Origin of the sequence: Mucilaginibacter angelicae, from assembly GCF_042434235.1 — a bacterium.
In the GTDB taxonomy this organism is placed as follows: domain Bacteria; phylum Bacteroidota; class Bacteroidia; order Sphingobacteriales; family Sphingobacteriaceae; genus Mucilaginibacter; species Mucilaginibacter angelicae.
Genome location: NZ_JBHLTS010000021.1, coordinates 308,798 through 330,815 on the forward strand (window position 1 = coordinate 308,798; position 22,018 = coordinate 330,815).

The window sequence follows — 22,018 nt, forward strand, 5'->3', positions numbered from 1 at the left end:
GTTATGGTTAAAGGATAGCTGAAACCGGCACACTTTCCGGTTCCACTTTTACACGATGGCCTTTTAATCCAAAAAATGCCACCACGGCAAAGCACACCAATGGTACCAAATAGCCATACTGAATATTACCGGTTACATCGCTGATGTAACCGAACACCCTTGGTAAAATGGCACCGCCGACAATGGACATAATGATCAGGCTGCTGCCGAATTCGGTATCGCCCTTTAATCCCTTTATGCCCAGTGCAAAAATGGTTGGAAACATGATCGACATAAAGAAACATATTGCCATCACCGTATAAACGGTGATCATACCATGACTTAAAATGGCTATTGCGCAAAGTAAGATATTAATACCCCCATAGGCAGCAAGTAAAATGGCCGAACTGTAATACCGCATCAAAAAGGTGCCGATAAACCTGCCGATCAGGAATGCAAAACCACATAATCCCAGATAGTCTGCTGCTTTTACTTCTGTGATGCCCGCAGATTTTGTTGCATAAAGGATAAATAAACTAAATACACAAACCTGCGCGCCTACATAAAAAAACTGCGCGGCAACACCCCAGGCTAAATGACGGTGCTTTAAGGCATGGAAAATGTTTTTACTGGCCGTGTGCCCTTCATGTTGCTGGATCCGGGGCAGATGGGTAAAAGCAAAAAGTATGGCGATAAATACGAGTACACTACCTAAAATAAAATAAGGCATTTTCACGGAAGAAGCCTCGGCGGCCAGCGCCAGTTTTCGGCCACCCTCTGTCATAATGCTCAATTGTGCGGCGGTATACCCTTTAGTGAGGATAATACGTGCACCGATTATCGGGGCCAGGGTGGCAGCCAGCCCGTTAAATGATTGGGCAAAGTTAAGCCTTTGTATAGAGGTTGCCGGATCTCCTAATGAAGAAGCGTAAGGATTGGCGGCGGTTTCTAAAATGGTTAACCCGCAGGCAATGATAAACAAGGCTACCAGGAAAAATGTGTACTGTTGGGTATTTGCCGCTGGTATAAATAAATAAGAGCCGAATGCAAAAACAAGCAGACCGGTTATAATGCCTGTTTTGTAACCATATTTTTTCATGATAAAGCCTGCCGGCAAAGCCATCAAAAAGTAAGCAATAAATACAGCAGAATCTACCAGTGTAGCCTGGACTGTTGTAAGCGTAAATGACTTTTTTAAATGCGGTATCAATATAGGGTCGAGGTTATGGGCGAAACCCCATAAAAAGAATAAACTGGTTATTAATATAAATGGAAAAAGAGTTTTATTCTTTGTCATGATCGGATAATTGTGTTTTACGTTTTTGTTGCCGGATGAAAGGGGCATGCTTAGTTATTGGCTGTAATTTTGGCTACCCATCCGCCCGAGGTATCCAAATGGATATTCATAGCCGAACTTCCCGATACCTTTTCTTCAGACCGGGCTAAACTTTGAGGGGATGATAATACATCAGCCCATGATGACAATGTATATTTACCCACCGGTAAAAAGTCCATTTTTAATTGAATTGTCCTTTCCGAGTCGTTGGTCATTGCGCCTATATACCAATCTTTCCCACTTCTTTTGGCAACAATGATATATTCGCCCGGATAACCGCCGAGTACTTTCGTGTCGTCCCAAACGGTAGGTATATTGTTTAAAAAATCGGCTCCGGGCTTGCCCAGTATGTGCTCAGGTGCATCGCAATAAACTGTAAACGGGCTTTCGTAAATCACAAATTTTGCCAGCTCGGCACAGCGGCTGTTCATTACCTGTGTAGGACTGCCTTTTCTGAACTCACTCTTCTTTACGTTTAAAAAGCCGCCGGGAGTATAATCCATTGGTCCTGCCAGCATACGGGTGAATGGCAAAGTGGTATTATGCCCTGCTGTTATCCGGGTTGAAAACTTGGAATATTCCTCTCCTAAAACCCCTTCCCTGGTTATCATGTTCGGATAGGTACGCTCAATGCCATCGGGTTTATAAGCTCCATGAAAATCAACCATCAGGTGATACTGCGCGGCTGTTTTAATGATCCTACGGTACCAGTTTACCATTTGCTGATCGTCCCGGTCCATAAAATCAATTTTAACCCCGGCAATGCCCCATTGCTGATAAATTGGGAAAGCTTTTTCAAAATTATCATTCCGGTTAACATCCGAGCTGTATAACCAAAGCCAGCATTTAACCTTTTTGGCTTTGGCATAAGCTAAAATTTCAGGCATGTTCAATTGCGGGGCAGGTTGGGTAATATCCGCTTCCGGCTTGTTAAACGCACCATACCATTGCCAATCAATAAGCATGTAAGGCCAATGCTGTGCCCATGCCAGGTCTATGTACTTTTTAATCGTAGGCATATCCATCTTTACATCGCCGCTCCACCAGTTATCCCAGGCGCTCATGCCAGGCTTGATCCAGCTTGCATCTTTCAGCGCACAGGCAGGGTTGAGGTTCTGGATCAGTTCCGATTCGATTAATTTACCGGGCGAAGCTGCCAGCATTACTACACGCCAGGGTGTAAGCAGATTATTAGTGAAGCGAGCCTTAACCCCGTTCTCATTTTCGCCGGGCAGAGGGGATAATTTAGTAACCAGATCAACTTTATCGGTTGCCCCGGTGTCTGTTTTTAGCGAGCCTATGTAAAACCCGGGATAGTTATCAATATTAGCTTCTGTAATTGCCGTATAATGGCTCTGATCTAATTCTACCAGCAGGGGTAAGCCGGCAATTGTTTTTTCTGTGATATGGTTTAGGTATTTGGGTTGAAATTCAGTCTCCTGGGAGGAGGTATAACTGCCATAGTCTGCTACCCAGGTCTTTGCTTTTGCCGGTAAATTGAAACTGGTCAATTCCCTTATAATCTGTCGGTCGCCGATGTTATCAGCCCCGAATAACTGGTAGCGAAAGGCAACCCCGTCGTCATAAGCCCTGAACCAGATCTTCATCCGGCGCATGGGGCCTGATTTTTCTACCAGTGACAGCTCCAGTTCATTATAACGATCGGTTACGGTTCCGTGCTTTGTTTTTACTACCGGTACCCAGGTTTGGTTAACGGAATGCTCCACATGACCGGTTACAGTCATATTGGTGCCGATAGCCGGTTCATCTTTAAACTCGAAACCTAATGAAGAGGGATGGATGATTGTTAAATCATTGCTGGAAACAGTATATTGAAGGCCGTTGGTGTTATTTATCTCCACAACGTTTTTTTTATCGGGCGATACCAGCTTAAAAGTTTGCGCTAAAGAAGGAGCTGCCAGTGAAACGGCAGTGATCAGTACGTAAAAAGTTTTCTTGTTCATGATATAGATTAAACGGCTCCTTCTATTTTTAAAACGAATGCATCTTTACACGGAGCATTTTCAGGCATTTTTACCTTCAGTCCCGCTTCAGTCTGCTCAAAGCTCAACTTGTCGTTTCCAAGCAGGCTTACACTGCTTATGTTGCCTGCTTCCTTACCTTTTGCTAACTTTTTAACAATGGCTTCATTCCCGGCCGGCCAACCCAGTATAGTAGCATAAAGGGTTTTACCTTTTACAGTAAACCGGATATCTTCGGCCCCGAACGGCTTGCCTTTGCCTTCATTAAAGCCCTGCGCGTTGATAGGTGCCGCCGAATCTGTTGCCGGACCTTCACCAAATACTTTCCAGGGCCGGGTACCGTAAATTGCCTCGCTGTTAACCTGCATCCAGGCACCTATACCGTCAACTACCGCACGTTCCTCGCTATCGAGGGTGCCATCTCCACGTAATGGTATGTTTAAGAGCAGGTTGCCGTTTTTGCTTACGATGTCAACCAGGGTATGAACCACCGTTTTGGCACTTTTATAGTGTTTATCGTCAAATATGCGGCGATCATAGTGCCAGGAACCAATACAGGTATCCGTTTGCCATGGCAAAGGTTCTATCTGGTTGCTCTGTCCGCGCTCTATATCCCATATCATACATTTACGCTGCTGCTCATTCAATACTTTGCCAAACAATGCAGCCTGTAGTTTACCATGTTTTTTAATACTGGTATTGTACATATGAGCTGCTATTTTTAAGCCGGCATCGCTTACCGGCCAAAGAGGTAATGCGGTATCGTCAAAATAGATCAGTTCGGGGCCATACTTGTCAATCAGCTCTATGGTGCGGTTCAGGAGCTTATCACAATATGCCTTGTTGGGCACGCTTGCGCCATTGCCCCAATCCCAGTGAGCACCCATGCTGTTGTCATTAAGGCTATCCTTGCTTAATTCATGATTTTGCGCATATAATTCCTGAGGGTCATAGCCGCTCCACCATTTACCGGCACCATCGGCTTTGGTGAGTTTACCATCGTAGGGGATGCCTGCATACGGTCCGCTTTTATCTGCTCGCTGTGCAACCTCGTACCAGGTCCAGGGGTGGGAAGCATGTACCGTTACACCAAAAGGCAGTCCATGTTCTTTAGCTGCTTTGGCCCAGCCGCCAATCAGGTCCTTTTTGGGGCCAAGTTTGGTGGAGTTCCAGCTTTGGTATTTGCTATCGTAAAGGTCAAAGTTATCATGGTGATTGGCCAGTGCCATAAAATATTTGGCGCCTGCCTGTTTGTACAAGCCTACCAGTTCATCTGGGTTCCAGTTCTCGGCCTTCCATTCATTAATAACATCTTTAAAGCCAAATTTTGAAGGGTGGCCATATTTCTGAACATGGTATTTATACTGGTCGCTACCTTCCTGGTACATGCCGCGCGCATACCAGTCGCCACGTTCGGGCTGGCATTGCGGGCCCCAGTGTGCCCATATGCCAAACTTGGCGTCACGAAACCAATCAGGTACCTGGTATTGGGCCAATGAATCCCAATCGGGTTTAAAAGGGCCGGAGGCGATGTCAGCATTTAAATTTTGTTGCAGCAAACTACTGCCAAATGCCCTTGACAGATACAAGGAAGAGAATCCTGTGGCTAAGCCTTTTATTAATGTTCTTCTTTTCATAATTATTTTGGCGGTTAGAAAAAACAGTTATGCCGATCAGCCATACGGATGAATAGCCGGAACTTTAAGTTAATTTCTATACTTGGTTATCTATAATTGGTTAATCAGCAATTCGCGTTGTCGGATCAATAATTGATAATCATCCAAATTTCTCTGAAATAATAACTAAATAATTGACCTAATGGGACTTTTTTTTGTATAAAACCGACTTTTTTGCACACGGGGAAATGCGAATTATCGAAATGAATCGAAGTTGCTAAATCGAAATTTATATTTTGGTTCTGTTTATAACTGGTTTATTTAGTGTTGGTTATTGTTAAAATGAAACTAATAGCTTGTACAAGCTATTGCACATTGATTGTTTATGGCCTGGTACTTATAAAAACATTGGCGATGGTTATTTCAGACCATGCTGATCTTTGATAACAGCCATGTTTCCTCTGCCATTACGATACCTCATTGATCAATGATTAAAACCAACCTGGTACATCTGTTTTTTATATTCACTGGGCGACATACCGGTGAGTTTTTTGAAGGTTTTGGAAAAATAAGAAAGGTTATCAAATCCGGTTTGAGTACAAATTTCCGAATAGGACATCCGGCTTGTCGCCATCAAATACTGTGCACGCTCAACGCGTTTTTCATTGATATAATTTAATGGCCTGGTCCCCGTGTACTGTTTAAATTGCCTTGAAAAGTAATCGACATTTTGATTTGCGCGGGATGCGAGCAACTGAACCGAAAGATCCATGTGTAAATTAACAAGGATGTAATTTAATGTTTCTGCAATTTTTACCGGGATAAGTTTATGCTCCGGGTTTTTGAACAACTGTGGGTTCAGAAATTTCGCGGTTAGCATCATCAGGATGCCTTGGGTTTCCAGGTATGTTGAAATGTTTTGCTGGTTGTTAAGCTCCTGGTATTCTTTATAATAAATGTCTTTTTCATATACCTTGGGATTGTCCGACCGGTTAATTCCTCTACCCGGGTTAATTTGAAGTAACCGGTTAAAAAGGTTAATATCCATTTCGGTAGCCTTTGTTTTCAATACAGCCCTGTTATTGGCAAAAAGCGAGCTTCCATCTATCGAATCTTCAAAAAACTGAACAAAAAACTGGCCCAGATAATCACTGCACCCTAAATTACACAAGGTGAAACTCGGAATGATGTACAGATAGCCTGGTTCAAGCTTTAATGAACTGGCTGCATCTGATATTTCACCTTCTCCATCATCTATATAATAAATACGGTAGTAAGGGCTGATCACATTCCTGTAATTCCATTTACAGTTAAGCCTCACATAGTCAACGTTAAGGAGTGAGAAAGTGTGTTGTAAATTTCTTTTAATCATCTGGATCACAAATATGCAAATTGCTTTGATATACCGGAGTGTATATGAATGCTTTAAATATAAGAAAGTCGGGTTTTTACAAAAAAAAGTCCATTTCAATCAAATTTTCAGATGGTGGTTTACTGTAGGTTTGAATCAACCAATATAAAGAAGGAATACCTCAAAACTTTGCATTAATACCTGGGCATTAATGGAGGCTTTAACTGATGATGAAAATTATCGGGCATATGTGTTATGCTTAAGTATTCAGAAATGTTTCCAGGCCACCCGCAACTAAGCTTGCCGGTTTGCAAAATAATCGTAACCCTTTATAAGCAGGATCACAATCCAATAACAAGTAAATAACAATTAGTTAAACCTGTAAACCCATTAATTATGAGAAAAAAGATATAGCACCTGTTAAAAAAGTCAGGCGTGCTGAGAACACGCCTAACCAATTGAGGAATAGCTGCCAGGCTTATTCCAATCATTAAACCATTTTATAAAAAACAAATTTATGAATAAAATTATACAGAATTACGATGTGCTTTATAAGCTAATGAAGTTCACATTCGGGTTGCTGTTTGCAGTATTGTGCCTTTCGGGTTCACTATATGCAAAAGGCAATGCAAGCTACAATACAGCGGGCAGAATTTTAAAAGATGACAACCTCCCGGTTGCAATAACGGGCAAAGTAACTGACGAAAAAGGACAACCTTTAGTTGGGGTGAGCATCCTGATCAAGGGGACCAATAACGGGGCAGTTACCGATATAGAGGGAAAGTTCAAGCTTAGCGTTCCCAATGAAAAGGCCGTCCTTTTATTCAGGTATATAGGCTATATAAACAAAGAAGTAGTTGTTGGTAATGCAAGCGTATTGAACGTCATGTTAATAGCCGAGCCAAAAAGTATCAACGAGATTGTTGTTGTTGGCTACAGCACACAAAGCAAACACAAGCTCACCAGTGCCGTGGTTACAGTTTCCGGCGATGAACTGAACAAGCGGGTGGCCACATCTCCTGCAACTTTATTACAGGGCAAACTTCCAGGTTTACAGGTTGTTCAGGGATCAGGTGAACCGGGGGCCGAAAACGTACAGCTTACCATCAGGGGCACTGGCACTTTCAGTGGCGCGGGTTCAAACCCTTTGGTTATTGTTGACGGGCTTCCGGGGAGCCTTGATGTGCTTAACGCAAATGATATAGAATCGATCTCGGTATTGAAGGATGCATCCTCGGCCGCTATCTACGGATCACGCGGCGCAAATGGCGTAATTGTTGTAAAAACCAAAAGGGGCAAAGCGGGGAGTCTTTCGGTTCAATATGCTTACAATTTCGGCATTTCCAATGCTACAAAGCTACCGGATATTGTAACGAATTCAGCAACTTATATGCAGCTATCGAACGAAGCCCGCACCAATTCGTCATTGGCACCACTGTATACGCAGGCCCAGATCGATTTATATCAAAACGCAACAGACATGGTGAAGTATCCTAACCACAACTGGCTGAACGATATCTTTCGCACTGCTTATACCCAGAATCATTATTTGAACATGAGCGGGGGTAAAGATAGCACAACCTATAGCATAGGTATTGGTATTACCAACCAGCCTGGTGTAATGAGAGGGTTCGACTATAAAAAATATACACTTTCCCTGGGTTTAACCTCAAAGCTTAATAAGAGGATAACCTTTGGAAGTGATATCCAAATGCGCTATGGCAAAAAGCTCACGCCTGAAAATGGAGCGGGTGACCAATTCCTTTCTGCCCTGGCCCAATCTCCTTTGTACCCGGCGCAGGTTGATGGAAAATGGATAAAGAAAGCCTATTCAAATGAACTGGGCAATAAAAACCCGGTGGCAATTGTGAATGAAGACGTACGCATCAGGGGAGATGACAAATATTTACAGGGTAACCTGTCGCTGGATATTGATCTTTTCAAAGGACTGAGATGGGAAAACAAAGGCGGCTTTAATTACGGAACTTATAAATTCAATGATTTCAGGCCTGTTATACCTATGTATTATTATAGTGATATGAGCCCGGCGGGGAGCCTCGATGTCGGAGCGCCTGGTCTTAACGTAGGCAATTCGGATAATTTATATACCGTTTACTACAGTCAGCTGACCTATAAAAAGAGTATCGGAGCCCACAACTTCTCTGCATTTGCAGGTTATCAGCAGGAAAAAAATACAGCCAGTAACCTCAACGCGTCAAGAACGCAGTATGTAACCAACTTTTTGAGGGAACTTGATGCGGGACCGACCGACGGACAGACCAATGGCGGCACATCTTCGGCATGGGCAATCAGTTCCTTATATGGTAGTGCCAATTATGACTATCAGGACAAATATTTGCTTGGCGCAAGCATCCGTTATGACGGTACATCCAGGTTACCATCCAGCACCCGTTACGGAACCTTTTACTCATTTTCGGGTGGATGGCGAGTTTCAAAAGAAAATTTCCTGAAAGATGTTTCCTGGTTAAATGACCTTAAGATCCGCGGTTCATGGGGCCAGTTGGGTAATCAGAATATCGGGACCTATCCTTATCAATCAACATTATCCGGCGCTAATTATGCTTTTGGCGGCGCGGCTACCTCGGGCTTCGTTTCCAATACATTGGTTGACCCCAACCTTACCTGGGAAACTACGCGGGTAGTTGATGCAGGTATTGATATGACTATATTTAACGACAAGCTGGTTTTCTCGGCAGATTATTTTAATAAATATACGTTTGATATTTTAAGAGGATCGCAGGTGCCATTCTACGTTGGTCTTAATGCTCCAACAATAAATGACGGCGCCCTGAGGAATAAAGGTTTCGAGTTTGCAGTTCAGTATAATGACAAAATTGGTAAAGATTTTACCTATACCATAGGGTTAAACCTGCAAACCTATAAGAACAAGCTGGAAAAATACGGATCGAAAGATATCAGCGATCACACGATCAGGGAAGAGGGGCATGAGCTCGATGCTTATTATATGTACGTTTGGGATGGTATATTTCAGTCCCAGGCCGAGATTGACAATTCTCCAAAACAGCCGGTTACACCTACTCCCGGTGATTTAAAAATAAAGGATGTAAATGGCGATGGAAAAATTGATGCTAACGACAGGACCTATGTAGGCGGCAAATTCCCGTCGTATCAATATTCGGCTAATTTAGGTGCCGGCTATAAAGGATTTGATTTTAGCGCACAGATCTATGGTTCGCAGGGGCAAAAGGCCTATGTTAATGGCTGGGGAATCGAGCCCTTCAGGCAGGGTTCCGTACCAACTACCGACTGGTTGAACCGCTGGACACCGACCAATCATACCAACACCATGCCTAAGATATACGTCGCTGACGGTTATGCTGCCGTACAGAACTATCCTTCAACCTACTTCCTGAAGGATGCCTCTTTTGTTCGGTTAAAGAGCGTACAGCTCGGGTATACTTTGCCAACAGCCTTACTAAACAAAATCTCAATTAAGAGCCTCCGCGTTTTTGTGGCTGCTGACAATGTATTCACCATCAGTAAATATCCTGGATTGGATCCTGAACGGGTAGGAGACGGTACTTACGTAACCTATCCTCAGAACAGGACAATAACCTTTGGTGCATCTGTTAAACTTTAACCTAATTAAAGAATACAATTATGAATCTTTACAATAAGTATATACTCATGCTGATCATGTTATCAGTCATGCTGGCATCCTGCAAAAAAAGTTCATTGAACCTTAATCCGCCCGATAAATTATCTACACAGAATTTTTGGAAATCTGAAAGCGATGCGGACCTTGCTTTAACAGGATGTTACAACTTTTTATACGCCCAGGGAGGGAGTTATTCTACTTCGCAGTACCAGGTTGTAGCCTGGGATAATTTCAGTGATAACTCTTATGGGCAATATAATTACGGCGGTGGATCAAGTGCGCTCTCTTCAGGGTTGTCGGCCGGAGTTTTTGATACCTATAATCTTTATCAATCATCCTATTATGTCAATAATTACAGGGCGATAGCCTCCATTAATTATTTCTTGGCTAATGTAGATAAGGTTCTTACAGGTGATAAGCTAAAACAGTACAAAGCAGAAGGATATTTTCTGAGGGCTTTTAATTATTATTGGCTTGCCGTACTCTATGGTAATGTTATTATTACCACAGCAGACCCATATACCCTTGATTACACCAAACATATGGCTAAGTCGACCAGGGCCGATGTTTTAAAGCTGGTTGAAGCCGACCTGGACCTGGCAATAGCCGGTTTACCGGATGTTGCATACAGTAGCGGGCATGCAGTTAAAGGCACCGCGCAGGGGTATAAAGTAAGGGCTTTGTTGTTCGAGAAGAAGTATACAGAGGCTGCCTCCCTCGCCAACCAAATTATAACCGGTGCAAAGTTTTCTTTGAATACTTCTTACCCGGGCAACTTCTATAAACCGGCTCAAAACAACAGCCCTGAAATCATGTTTTCGGTGAAATACCAGTTGCCGAACCTGTCTCATCAGGATAACGGCATCAGTGTTTCTTTACTGCGCTGGAAAGGTGAACTGGGCACACAGGACCTGGTTAATGAATATGAAGCTGCGGATGGTAAAGACACCACCAGCTCTGCCGTGTATGTAAAGGGGAAACCCTATGATAACAGGGACCCGCGGATGCGTATGACCCTGTTTTTCCCCGGTGATACAAAAGCCCAGGGATGGCCATTTACAGGATCGTATGCCATTGGTACCCCGGGGAAGGATTCATGGATTGTGGGCTATTACCCTGTAAAAAAATGGCTTGACCCTACACTGGTTGATCCCGATTACGGGACAAAAGGCGATAATGATTTTGTTTTACTTCGTTACGCTGATGTTTTGCTGATGTATGCGGAAGCTCAAAACGAAGTGGCAGGGCCCGACGCAAGTGTTTACAATGCAGTGAACCTTGTAAGGGCGCGGGTTAATATGCCTGCATTGCCTGCTGGTTTGTCACAGGCGCAGTTGCGTGAAAAAATTCGTCATGAACGGCGCGTGGAATTTGCCATGGAGGGGATCCGGTACTTTGATCTGAGAAGATGGGGTATAGCAACACAGAAATTGAACGGTTTTGTTCAAAATCCATTATTCCCGTCGGTAAAAACAAAATATGCTGATAATTATGATTTCTGGCCTATTCCTCAACCTGAGATTGACAGAAACGCACCGGAGCTTGTTCAAAATCCCGGGTATTAATATGTAAATTAGTATTGAATAAAAAAGGACTGCCTTAAATTGAGGCAGTCCTTTTAATGATATTATTTTTTCTATGATTTATCATATATATAGAGGGGGAATTTATACATTCAAAATTCGATATTTACGAAAGCCATATCCGGAAATTTTGCCTTTGTTGCAGATAGCCTAATCTATTGACTGAATGTTATTAATACCCCGATCCTTTAAGCTATGAGATATAAAATATCCTTAAGCGTTATTATCCCGTTATTGTTTGTTCATGCTGTTTTTGCGCAAAATGGCAAATATCAATTTTCGCAGTTAAATAGAAGTAATGGCTTGTCTAACAATCAGGTTAATTCCGTCTTTAAAGATTCTGAAGGTTTTATGTGGTTCGGCACGGCAGCGGGCCTTAATCGCTACGATGGCTACACTTTTAAAGTATTCAAACATGATGTTTATAATAAAAAGTCCCTCATCGATGATTTTATAACCGGTATTTTTGAGGGGCCAGGCAAAAAATTATGGGTGTCTACGCGGAGTGGATATTGTTTTTATGATCCTGAAACAGAGCAGTTTGATGGTGATGTATCACTAATGACCGGTTCTTTGAAAATCCCCGGGTATCCTTTTGTCTCTAAGATAATCCGCAGCGGCAAAGGTGAGTTTTGGTTTGTTTGCCCCGATTCCGGCCTCTACAGGTATAATGAATTAAACAAAACAACCAGGCGGTATTATCATCATCGTTCCGGGGCATCATTGCATTCAAATCTTATTGCAGATATCTCACAGGATGCAACTGGTAATATCTGGTTAGCATATCGCGATGGGGTAGTTGAGAAATTAGACATCAAACAGAATAGAATCGCTTATCGCACGGATGTTTTTAGTAAAGTTGCCAGTAATAAGGATGGGAATTACTCAATTACAGTAGACAAGGATAATGATCTATGGTTTTATTCATCCAATTTTAATTCGGGGGCATATTATTATAGTCCATCATCAGGGACATTCAGGCATATCACTGACGAATCGGCCGGCGCAAAGTTAAAATCCAACATCGTTAGCAATATTATCCAGGCTGATGATGGTTTGATATGGATAGGTACCGATCATGGCGGTATAAACGTATTAGATAAAAAAAATTTCACGATAACCTATTTACTTAACCGGGAAGATGATGCCAAATCGCTAAGTCAAAACAGCGTAATCCTTTATAAAGATGATACAGGCATTATGTGGGCCAGTACTTTTAAAGAGGGGGTGAGTTATTATCATAAAAATATCATCCGGTTTCCGCTATACAGGCATTTTGCCTCGGATCGCGAAAGTTTAAGTTTTGAAGATGCTAACAAGTTTGTTGAAGATAAAAGTGGCAACCTGTGGATTGGTACAAACGGAGGAGGGCTAATTTACTTTAACCGTAAAAACGGCAGCTTTAAGCAATATAAATACGAGCAGGGAAACCCAAACAGTCTCAGCAATGATATCATTGTTAGTTTATGTATCGACCATGATCAGAAATTATGGATAGGAACTTATTTTGGCGGGCTGGATTGTTTTGACGGAAAAAAATTTATCCATTATAAACATGATGATAAGGTAGCCGGCAGTATTGCTGATAACCGGGTATGGAGTATTCTTGAAGATTCATCGAACAGGTTATGGATAGGAACATTTGCCGGAGGACTTCAAATATTTGACAGGGATAAAAAGATATTTTCCGCTCCTTTTAAGCAAACGGATATCCGGTCACCTTACGTAGCCACACTCTTTGAGGACAGGAAAGGTAATATCTGGGTAGGAGGGTACTTTGGCGCTGATGTAATCTTGAAAAACAAAGGCGGGGTCATTCATTACAATACTGATAAGAAAGGCACAAATAGTTTGATCAGCAATAGCATAAATTGCATCACACAGGACAGCCGCGGTCTTATCTGGATCTCAACACGCGAAGGGCTGAGCATTGTTAACCCCGAAACCGGATTTATCAGGTCGTTAACAGCGCAAAACGGCTTGCCGGACAACACCATAATGGATATCCTGGAGGATAACCGGGGGACAATCTGGTTAAGTACAGCCAACGGATTGAGCAGGATAACCTTTACCCAAAAGCAAGCGCCTTATGCTTTCAGATTTGAAAACTTTGACGAAACGGATGGTCTGCAAGGCAAGGAGTTTAACGCGCGCGCTGCTCTTAAAACCAGTAGAGGCGAATTGATATTTGGAGGCGGGCATGGTTTTAACATTTTCGATCCATTAACCATACATGCCAATGTATATAAACCGAGATTGATTTTTACTGATTTTTTGTTGTTTAACAAAAGCATTACAGCTAATGAAGAGGTTAATGGACATGTTGTATTGTCAAAGGCTATTTCGGCAACCCGTGAACTGACATTGACACATAGCGAAAATGTATTTACAATTGAATTTGCCGCATTAAACTTTTTTAACCCCAATAAGGTAAAACATCAGTACATGATGGAGGGTTTTGATAAAGATTGGCTTGATGCGGATAATGCTATACGAAAAGCTACATACACCAACCTTGATGGCGGCGACTACACCTTTAAGGTGCGCGCAATTAGCCAGGAGGGAAGATGGGATCCTGATTATATAACGTTAAAAATTAAGGTGTTGCCCCCGTTCTGGAAATCAACAATAGCCTACTTTATTTATATATTGCTTTTGTTTGGAATTCTCTTTTTCATGCGCCGGCGCGGAATTCAAAAAATAAGAAGGCAGTTTGAAGTTGAAAAAGAGAAGCAGGAGGCAAAATTATTGATTGAGCATGAGCGGCAGGAGGCCAGGCGCATGCATGAACTTGATATGATGAAAATCAAGTTCTTTACCAATGTAAGCCATGAATTCAGAACCCCCTTATCATTGATCATGGCCCCGGTTGATAAGATCTTAAAGCACACTGAAACAGAAGAACAAAGGCATCAGTTGCAATTGATCAACCGTAATGCCAAACGTTTACTAAATATGGTAAACCAGTTACTTGATTTCAGGAAAATGGAAGTGCAGGAACTCAGGCTGCATGCACGGAACGGGGATATTATTAGTTTTATTAAGGAGATGGTTTATTCCTTCTCGGATGTTGCCGAAAAGAAACACATCCGGCTGGTATTCGATTCGGAGATTCAAAGTATGGTGATCAACTTTGACCACGATAAAATAGAACGTATCCTATTCAACCTGCTTTCCAATGCATTTAAGTTTACGCCTGACGATGGGAATGTGAGTGTTTTATTAGCGATAACTGAAAAAACAGCTGAAAAACGGTTGCTGGAAATAAAGGTTATTGATACAGGTATTGGAATCCCGTTTGATAAACAGGACAAGATTTTTGAACGCTTTTTTCAAAACGAAGTACCCGGCTCTATGGTTAACCAGGGTAGTGGTATCGGTTTATCAATAACTAAGGAATTTGTAAAGCTGCATAATGGTGAAATATCAGTAGAGAGCGAAGCGGGAAGGGGTAGCTGTTTTACCATATTGCTTCCTGTTGATTTAACGGCCGAGGAACAAGTATCTGCTAATAAAACCAATACGCCCGGTCCTGCGATGACCGAGAGTCAGGCGTGGTTGCAGGCAGGAAGTGGTAGTACTACTAAGAAGCTTACTGTTTTACTGGTTGAAGATAATGAAGACTTTCGTTTTTATTTAAAGGACAATTTAAGTGATACTTTTAATATCATTGAGGCCGCTAATGGCAAGGAGGGCTGGCAAAAAAGCCTGGCCCTGCATCCTAACCTGGTAGTCAGCGATATCAGCATGCCTGAGATGAACGGCATTGATCTATGCCGGAAAATCCGTAACGATAAACGAACATCACATATACCAGTTGTATTACTCACCGCTGTCACCGGCGAAGAGCAGCAACTGCAGGGGCTTGAGACCGGCGCCAACGACTACCTCACCAAGCCTTTCAATTTTGAGATCCTGATGTCCAAATTGAAGAATATATTGGCTATGCAGGAAGATATGCGCAAAACTTATCAAAAGCAACTTGATGTTAAGCCTACAGAAGTAGAGACCGAATCATTTGATGAAGCCTTTATTAAAAAGGCAGTGCAATTGATTGAAAAAAATATTGATAATGCCGATTTTTCGGTGGAGGAGCTAAGCAGTGAGTTGTTTGTAAGCCGGGTTACTTTGTATAAAAGAGCATTGGCTTTAACCGGCAAATCACCGGTAGACCTGATCCGGTCTATCCGCCTGAAGCGCGCCGCGCAATTGCTTGAAAGCTCACAATTAACCATATCACAGATCTCATACAAGGTTGGCTTTAAAAGCCAAAAGTATTTTGTACGATGCTTTAAGGCCGAATTTAACTGCCTTCCGTCGGCATATGTCAGCAATAAAAATAAGTAGCGTTTTAACAAACCCTTTAATGAGTTGATCATAGCCTGAACTTTATCCCTGATTGCCCTTTTTGTTAAATTTTCCTTCCCTTGTTTTAGATTTTGGCTTGCTTATTTACAGTATTTTATAGTTTAAAATACTGTAAATAAGTATGATAGTTTGTCTTAACATTTGTGCCCCTATTTGTAAACAATCGATTGCACAAGGGTTCCTTAGCTTAGTCCGGTAAATCAACAGCCGATTTTGAATTGCAGGTTGCAATTTAAAGTCGGCATTGGTCACAGCCAATTATATTGTAACCTGCTTAATTAATACTATGTTAAAACGTATACTATTGTGTACCTCTGCTGTTTTTTCGATTTGCTTATCGGCGAAAGCTAATGCCGGAGCCGTTAATAAAAAGCCCATAAAGGATACAACTGTTGTCAGCACTATCTATCCGTCGTATAACACATCACCGAAAGCCCCGGATATGACGGGAATGGGCAATACTGCGGTGCAACAGGCGGCCCACATAAAGTTAGGCTGGAATATCGGTAATACGATGGAAGCTCCCGGCGGGGAAACTGGCTGGGGCAACCCTTTAATCACAGAAAACTATATCAAATTTGTAAAGCGGAGCGGGTTTAACGCTATTCGCATCCCCTGTGCATGGGATCAATATGCCGACAAAAAGAGCGCCAAAATACAGGATGCCTGGTTAAACCGGGTGAAACAGGTAGTGGGATATTGTGTAAAAAACGACATGTATGTTTTACTCAATATCCATTGGGATGGGGGCTGGCTCGAGAATAATTGTACTCCGGCTAAAAAGGATTCTGTTAATGCCAGGCAAAAAGCATTTTGGGAGCAGATAGCTACAGCTATGCGCGATTTTGATGAACACCTGATGTTTGCAAGCGCTAATGAGCCCAACACAAATGATGCTGCCCAAATGGCTGTGTTGCTTTCATACCATCAAACTTTTGTTGATGCGGTAAGGGCAACGGGCGGCCGAAATACTTACAGGGTATTGATTGTTCAGGGGCCAGGTACTGATATTCCCAAAACAAACAAGCTGATGTATACCCTGCCAACTGATCCGGTTGCTGACCGGTTGATGGTCGAGGTACATTACTATTCTCCTTTCAATTTTTGCCTTTTGCAGAAAGATGAATCATGGGGCCGTATGTTTTATTATTGGGGAAGCGGTCATCACTCGTCATCAGATCCTTCAAGAAACCCGACATATGGAGAAGAAGCTGAAGTTAAGAGCGCCTTTCAGCTGATGAAAACAAAATTTGTGGATAAAGGTATTCCCGTTTTGATGGGAGAATACGGTGCTTACAGACGAACTGCCCCCAAAGATTTAGCAGCACACAATGATGCCGTAGATTACTGGATAAAATTTACAACCCGGCAAGCTATTGCTAATGGCCTTAAACCATTTTTTTGGGATATAGGTATAGCGATAGACAGGCGGAATAATAAGGTGCTCGATCAGCGTACAATTAATGCCATTATAGCCGGAGCCAATTAATCCAATTGGTTTACCCCACAACTCCATATAAACGAAAAACCCAAAGAAATAATATTTATGAAATATACAATTGCCTGTATTATAGTACTTTTTTTGTTCGGCAAAGTTTCGGCACAAAGTAAAAGTGAGGCGGCCCTTAAAGCAAAGATCAGCAGTATCATCAGGAAAATGACACTTGAAGAGAAGATAGCAATGTTGCATGGTAATGCTTTATTTTCCTCTGCAGGCGTACCCCGTTTGGGTATCCCGGAACTCACATGCGATGATGGGCCCTTAGGTGTCCGTGAAGAAATAAAGCGTTTTGATTGGGCTTCGGCTAACTGGACAACTGATTCTGCCACGTTTTTACCCAATGGTTCGGCAATAGCCGCTACCTGGAACCCCTTAATGGCTAATAAGTACGGGGTGGTGATAGGGGAGGAAGCGAACGCCCGTAAAAAAATTGTAATGCTTGCACCGGCATTTAATATTTGCAGGATGCCCCTTTGCGGCCGCACCTATGAGTATTACTCCGAAGATCCTTATTTAAACGGCCAGTTGGCCATTCAATCTGTAAAGGGGATTCAAAGCCAGCATGTGGCAGCCTGTATAAAGCATTTTGCCGCTAATAACCAGGAGCTTAACCGTGATAGTGTAAATACCTTAGTTGATGAAAGGGCTTTACGCGAAATTTATTTCCCGGCGTTTAAAGCTGCCATACAGCAGGGCAATGCTTACACTATTATGTCGGCCTATAATAAGCTAAATGGTTATTGGTGCTCCGAAAATGATTTCTTACTAAATAAAGTACTAAAAAATGAATGGGGCTTTAAAGGCGTGGTCATGTCTGACTGGGCCGGGACGCATCATACGGTTGCCGCAGCAAACAATGGCCTTGACATTGAAATGGGGTCGAGCGGACCGTATGATCAGTGGTATTTTGCCAAGCCCTTGTTAGCAGCAGTGAAAGCAGGCCAGGTTTCTGTAAAAAACATTGATGACAAAGTGAGCCGGATTTTATGGTTGATGTACCATACCTCCATGAGTGCTAATCATCCTAAGGGGACAATAGCTACGCCTGAACATGCCAAAACCGCCTACGAAATTGCATCAGAATCTATCGTTCTGCTAAAAAACGACAGTCATTTATTGCCTTTAAAAACAAGCGCAATCAAAAGCATTGCTGTTATAGGCGATAATGCAGTCCGTACATTTGCTTTAGGTGGCTACGGCGCGGGTGTAAAGGCTAAATACGAGGTTACCGCGTTAGCTGGTATAAAATCAAGGTTCGGCAAAACAACCAGTATCAGCTTTGCCCAGGGCTATAAAGCAAACTACCTGGCAAGTAAAACAGACGAACAAAACCGTGGCTATGATAAACCAGATCAGAGCTTGATTGATGAGGCCGTGGCGCTCGCAAAAAAGAGCGATGTTGCCATTTTGTGCGTGGGTTCAAATCGTGAATATGAGAGTGAGGGTCATGACCGTAAAAGCCTGGAACTGCCTTTTGGAGAGCAGGCCCTGGTTAATGCAGTGAGTGCCGTTAACCCTAATACCATTATCGTTATTATGGCCGGTGCGCCATATGATCTGAATGAAATTAAAAAATCAAATCATACTATTGTCTGGTCGTGGTTTAACGGATCAGAAGCCGGTAACGCACTGGCCGATGTATTAAAGGGTGTTATTAATCCGTCGGGCAAGCTGCCGTTTACCTTCCCGGTTTCATTACATGATTCACCTGCGTTTAACCTGGATACATATCCCGGTAAGGGCCTTACGGCTGATTATAAAGAAGGCATACTGGTTGGATATCGCTGGTACGACACTAAAAAAATAGAGCCGCAATTCGCATTTGGCTATGGGCTTTCTTATACTGATTTTTCTTTCAGTAAACTCTCGACAGATAAATCAAGCTATAAAAAAGATGAAACAATCCATGCAAAGTTTACGATCAAAAATAAAGGAAGCAGGTCCGGTGCCGAAGTTGTACAGTTATATGTAAGCGACCCGGTTTGTTCGGTATTTCGCCCTGAAAAAGAGCTTAAAGCTTTCGAAAAGATATTTTTAAAACCCGGCGAATCCAAGACGATAGAAATGCAGGTGAAAGTTGCCGACCTGGCGTTTTACGATGAGTCAAAAAAGGCATGGAATGCGGAAGCCGGTGAATATATCCTTGACTTGGGTAATTCATCCCGTAATATTATTCTGAAAACAAAAATTGCAGTTAAATAAGTATATCATTTTTATGAAAGCAATAACTATAGCCATCTTGCTTTGGGCCGGCAGTATGTTGAGTTTCGCTCAAACCCGGAGTGGTGTTGAACGAAAACAACTGTTTGATTACAATTGGAAATTTAAGCTGGGCGATGATACGCTGGCCAGGTTACCGGATTTCAGCGATACGGGTTGGCGCAGTCTCGACCTGCCGCATGATTGGAGTATTGAAGGAAAGATAAACCCTAAAAACCCAACAGGTGGTGCAGGCGGTTACTTTCCTGCCGGTATCGGTTGGTACAGGAAAACGTTCAAGGCTCCCGGTGAATGGAAAGGCAAAAGCATTTCCATTTATTTTGAAGGCGTCTACATGAATTCAGAGGTGTTTATCAATGGGAAATCACTCGGCATCCGCCCTTATGGTTATTCTTCATTTAGGTATGATCTGTCACCCTATCTGGATTTTAACAAAGAAAATGTGATAGCTGTACGTGTAGATAATTCACAACAAATAAACAGCAGGTGGTACAGTGGCTCGGGGATTTACCGCCATGTGTGGATGAATATTGCCAATCCCTTACACGTAGCCGATTGGGGAGTAGCGATTACAACGCCTGAGGTATCTTCAAAACAGGCATCTGTGCAGGTTAAGTCTACAATAAAGAACGAAACCGACTTTTTGCAAAAGATCGTTATTAACACCCGACTACTGTTGGGACAGGTTAAAAACGGGGGGGATAACATTATAAAGTTGGAATTACCGGCCCACAGTGAAAAGGATGTCTTACAAACTATAAAAGTATCAAAGCCCCTGCTTTGGACACCGGAAAGCCCCAGCTTATACCAGGCTCAGATCCAGGTGTTAAAAGGCAATGACATCGTAGATGAAACAAAGACTGCTTTTGGGATCCGGTCCTTAAAGTTTACAGCTGAGCATGGTTTCCAGCTTAACGGTAAAACTGTCAAGATAAGTGGTGGGTGTGCGCATCACGATAATGGCTGCCTTGGTGCCGCGGCTTTTGACCGGGCTGAGGAACGAAAGGTGGAGTTGTTAAAAGCCGCCGGGTTTAACGCTGTAAGAACTTCTCATAATCCCCCTTCCGAAGCCTTTTTGGACGCTTGTGACAGGTTAGGTTTATTAGTTATTGATGAGGCTTTTGATGGCTGGAGAATTGGTAAAAATAAACACGATTATTCGGTATATTTTGATAAGTGGTCGAAAATTGATCTGGAAACAATGGTGCTACGCGACAGGAACCACCCATCAATTTTTATGTGGAGTATTGGTAATGAAGTGGTTGAGAGAAATAAACCCGAAGCCGTTACGACCGCTAAAATGCTTGCGGGCATTGTTAAAAGTATCGATAGCACAAGGCCTGTAACATCGGCAATTGTAAAGTGGGGCAATGACTGGGAATCGTTGGATCCGCTTATGGCGGCTCATGACGTTTGCGGTTATAATTATCAGCTGCAAGGTGCACCTGCCGATCATAAAAGGGTTCCTTCCCGCGTTATTTTTCAGACAGAATCCTATCCGAGGGATGCTTTTGCCAATTGGAAGCTGGTGCAAAACAACAGTTGTATTATTGGCGATTTTGTATGGACAGCGATAGATTATTTAGGCGAGTCTGGAATTGGCCGCTGGTATTATTCGGGCGATGTGCCCGGAGAACATTGGGAAAATGATTTTTTTCCCTGGCACGGTGCTTATTGCGGCGATATAGATTTAACGGGATGGAGAAAGCCCATATCTCATTACCGAAGCCTGCTGTACAATGATAAGGAGAAGCTATACATGGCTGTCCGCGAACCCAGGCCGGAACCACTGGAAATTAAAGAAACCTGGTGGTCGGTATGGCCTACCTGGGAAAGCTGGACCTGGCCTGGTTTTGAGGGAAGGAATATTGACGTAGAGGTATATTCAAGGTATCCGAAAGTAAGGCTTTACCTCAATGGTAAACTTCTCGGTGAAAAGCCAACAACAGAAGAGCAGGAATATAAAGCTACTTTTTCGGTGCCTTACGCATCCGGAGACCTTAAGGCAGTCGCTGTCGAAAATGATAAGGAAACAGCATCCGCAATTCTGCAAACCTCCGGCCATGCCGCAAAGATCAAACTAATTGCCGATCGCAAAGAAATATTGACCAATGGGCAGGATCTGTCATACGTAAGAATTGAAATAACGGATGAAAACGGCGTAATTCAACCGAATGCGGCAAATCGTTTGCATTTTAAGATTGATGGGCCGGGGACAATAGCCGGCGTTGATAATGCCGATCTAAAAGATTTTGATTCATACACAGGCAGCTCGCGCAAAGCATGGCACGGACAGGCGATGGTTGTTATCAGGAGCACCCATAATGCCGGTGATATTAACCTTGCAGTTACTTCGGCAGATCTTTCTGAAGCAACTTTAGCTATTAAAGCACGTGGGAATTAACCAGGGTGATGCGTTTTAACCAACCCATTATTTAACGT

At 42.7% G+C, this 22,018-nt stretch carries 10 protein-coding genes; 6 read left to right on the forward strand and 4 right to left on the reverse strand.

Features of this window, described 5'->3' with window-relative positions; all coding sequences use genetic code 11:
* Positions 1–7: 7 nt before the first annotated feature.
* The 4 genes from fucP to ACFFGT_RS11045 all read right to left on the reverse strand — a co-directional run bounded on the left by fucP (position 8) and on the right by ACFFGT_RS11045 (position 6,285).
* Positions 8–1,276 carry an L-fucose:H+ symporter permease gene (fucP, locus tag ACFFGT_RS11030; protein ID WP_377022582.1) on the reverse strand — a complete coding sequence of 423 codons (1,269 nt, stop codon included), beginning with the start codon at positions 1,274–1,276 and terminating at the stop codon, positions 8–10.
* 50 nt (positions 1,277–1,326) lie between these two features.
* A complete protein-coding gene (locus ACFFGT_RS11035) occupies positions 1,327–3,279 on the reverse strand; it encodes a glycoside hydrolase family 97 protein (protein WP_377022583.1) in 1,953 nt (650 codons plus the stop codon).
* 8 nt (positions 3,280–3,287) lie between these two features.
* Entirely contained in the window at positions 3,288–4,934 is a 1,647-nt protein-coding gene (locus ACFFGT_RS11040) for an alpha-L-fucosidase (RefSeq protein WP_377022584.1), read from the reverse strand.
* Between the two features lie 463 nt (positions 4,935–5,397).
* The gene (locus tag ACFFGT_RS11045) at positions 5,398–6,285 is read right to left on the reverse strand and encodes a helix-turn-helix domain-containing protein (protein ID WP_377022585.1); all 888 of its coding nucleotides are present in this window, start codon (positions 6,283–6,285) and stop codon (positions 5,398–5,400) included.
* Between the two features lie 496 nt (positions 6,286–6,781).
* On the opposite strand from ACFFGT_RS11045, the gene ACFFGT_RS11050 reads away from it, so the two are divergent.
* The 6 genes from ACFFGT_RS11050 to ACFFGT_RS11075 all read left to right on the forward strand — a co-directional run bounded on the left by ACFFGT_RS11050 (position 6,782) and on the right by ACFFGT_RS11075 (position 21,980).
* Positions 6,782–9,886 carry a SusC/RagA family TonB-linked outer membrane protein gene (locus ACFFGT_RS11050; RefSeq protein WP_377022586.1) on the forward strand — a complete coding sequence of 1,035 codons (3,105 nt, stop codon included), beginning with the start codon at positions 6,782–6,784 and terminating at the stop codon, positions 9,884–9,886.
* Positions 9,887–9,906: 20 nt separating this feature from the next.
* On the forward strand, positions 9,907–11,469 hold the full coding sequence (locus ACFFGT_RS11055) for a RagB/SusD family nutrient uptake outer membrane protein (RefSeq protein WP_377022587.1): 1,563 nt from the start codon (positions 9,907–9,909) through the stop codon (positions 11,467–11,469).
* Between the two features lie 213 nt (positions 11,470–11,682).
* Entirely contained in the window at positions 11,683–15,834 is a 4,152-nt protein-coding gene (locus ACFFGT_RS11060) for a hybrid sensor histidine kinase/response regulator transcription factor (protein WP_377022588.1), read from the forward strand.
* A gap of 307 nt (positions 15,835–16,141) precedes the next feature.
* Entirely contained in the window at positions 16,142–17,344 is a 1,203-nt protein-coding gene (locus ACFFGT_RS11065; protein ID WP_377022589.1) for a glycoside hydrolase family 5 protein, read from the forward strand.
* 57 nt (positions 17,345–17,401) lie between these two features.
* Positions 17,402–19,558 (forward strand): glycoside hydrolase family 3 C-terminal domain-containing protein, encoded by a 2,157-nt coding sequence (locus ACFFGT_RS11070; protein WP_377022590.1) that lies wholly within the window; start codon positions 17,402–17,404, stop codon positions 19,556–19,558.
* A 13-nt stretch (positions 19,559–19,571) separates the two neighbouring features.
* Entirely contained in the window at positions 19,572–21,980 is a 2,409-nt protein-coding gene (locus ACFFGT_RS11075) for a glycoside hydrolase family 2 TIM barrel-domain containing protein (protein ID WP_377022591.1), read from the forward strand.
* Positions 21,981–22,018: the final 38 nt, after the last annotated feature.

Excerpts from the sequence above, each read along its gene's own strand:
- fucP (WP_377022582.1), bottom strand. The coding sequence starts at position 1,276 with ATGACAAAGAATAAAACTCTTTTTCCATTTATATTAATAACCAGTTTA.
- ACFFGT_RS11035 (WP_377022583.1), bottom strand. The coding sequence starts at position 3,279 with ATGAACAAGAAAACTTTTTACGTACTGATCACTGCCGTTTCACTGGCA.
- ACFFGT_RS11040 (WP_377022584.1), bottom strand. The coding sequence starts at position 4,934 with ATGAAAAGAAGAACATTAATAAAAGGCTTAGCCACAGGATTCTCTTCC.
- ACFFGT_RS11045 (WP_377022585.1), bottom strand. The coding sequence starts at position 6,285 with ATGATTAAAAGAAATTTACAACACACTTTCTCACTCCTTAACGTTGAC.
- ACFFGT_RS11050 (WP_377022586.1), top strand. The coding sequence starts at position 6,782 with ATGAATAAAATTATACAGAATTACGATGTGCTTTATAAGCTAATGAAG.
- ACFFGT_RS11055 (WP_377022587.1), top strand. The coding sequence starts at position 9,907 with ATGAATCTTTACAATAAGTATATACTCATGCTGATCATGTTATCAGTC.
- ACFFGT_RS11060 (WP_377022588.1), top strand. The coding sequence starts at position 11,683 with ATGAGATATAAAATATCCTTAAGCGTTATTATCCCGTTATTGTTTGTT.
- ACFFGT_RS11065 (WP_377022589.1), top strand. The coding sequence starts at position 16,142 with ATGTTAAAACGTATACTATTGTGTACCTCTGCTGTTTTTTCGATTTGC.
- ACFFGT_RS11070 (WP_377022590.1), top strand. The coding sequence starts at position 17,402 with ATGAAATATACAATTGCCTGTATTATAGTACTTTTTTTGTTCGGCAAA.
- ACFFGT_RS11075 (WP_377022591.1), top strand. The coding sequence starts at position 19,572 with ATGAAAGCAATAACTATAGCCATCTTGCTTTGGGCCGGCAGTATGTTG.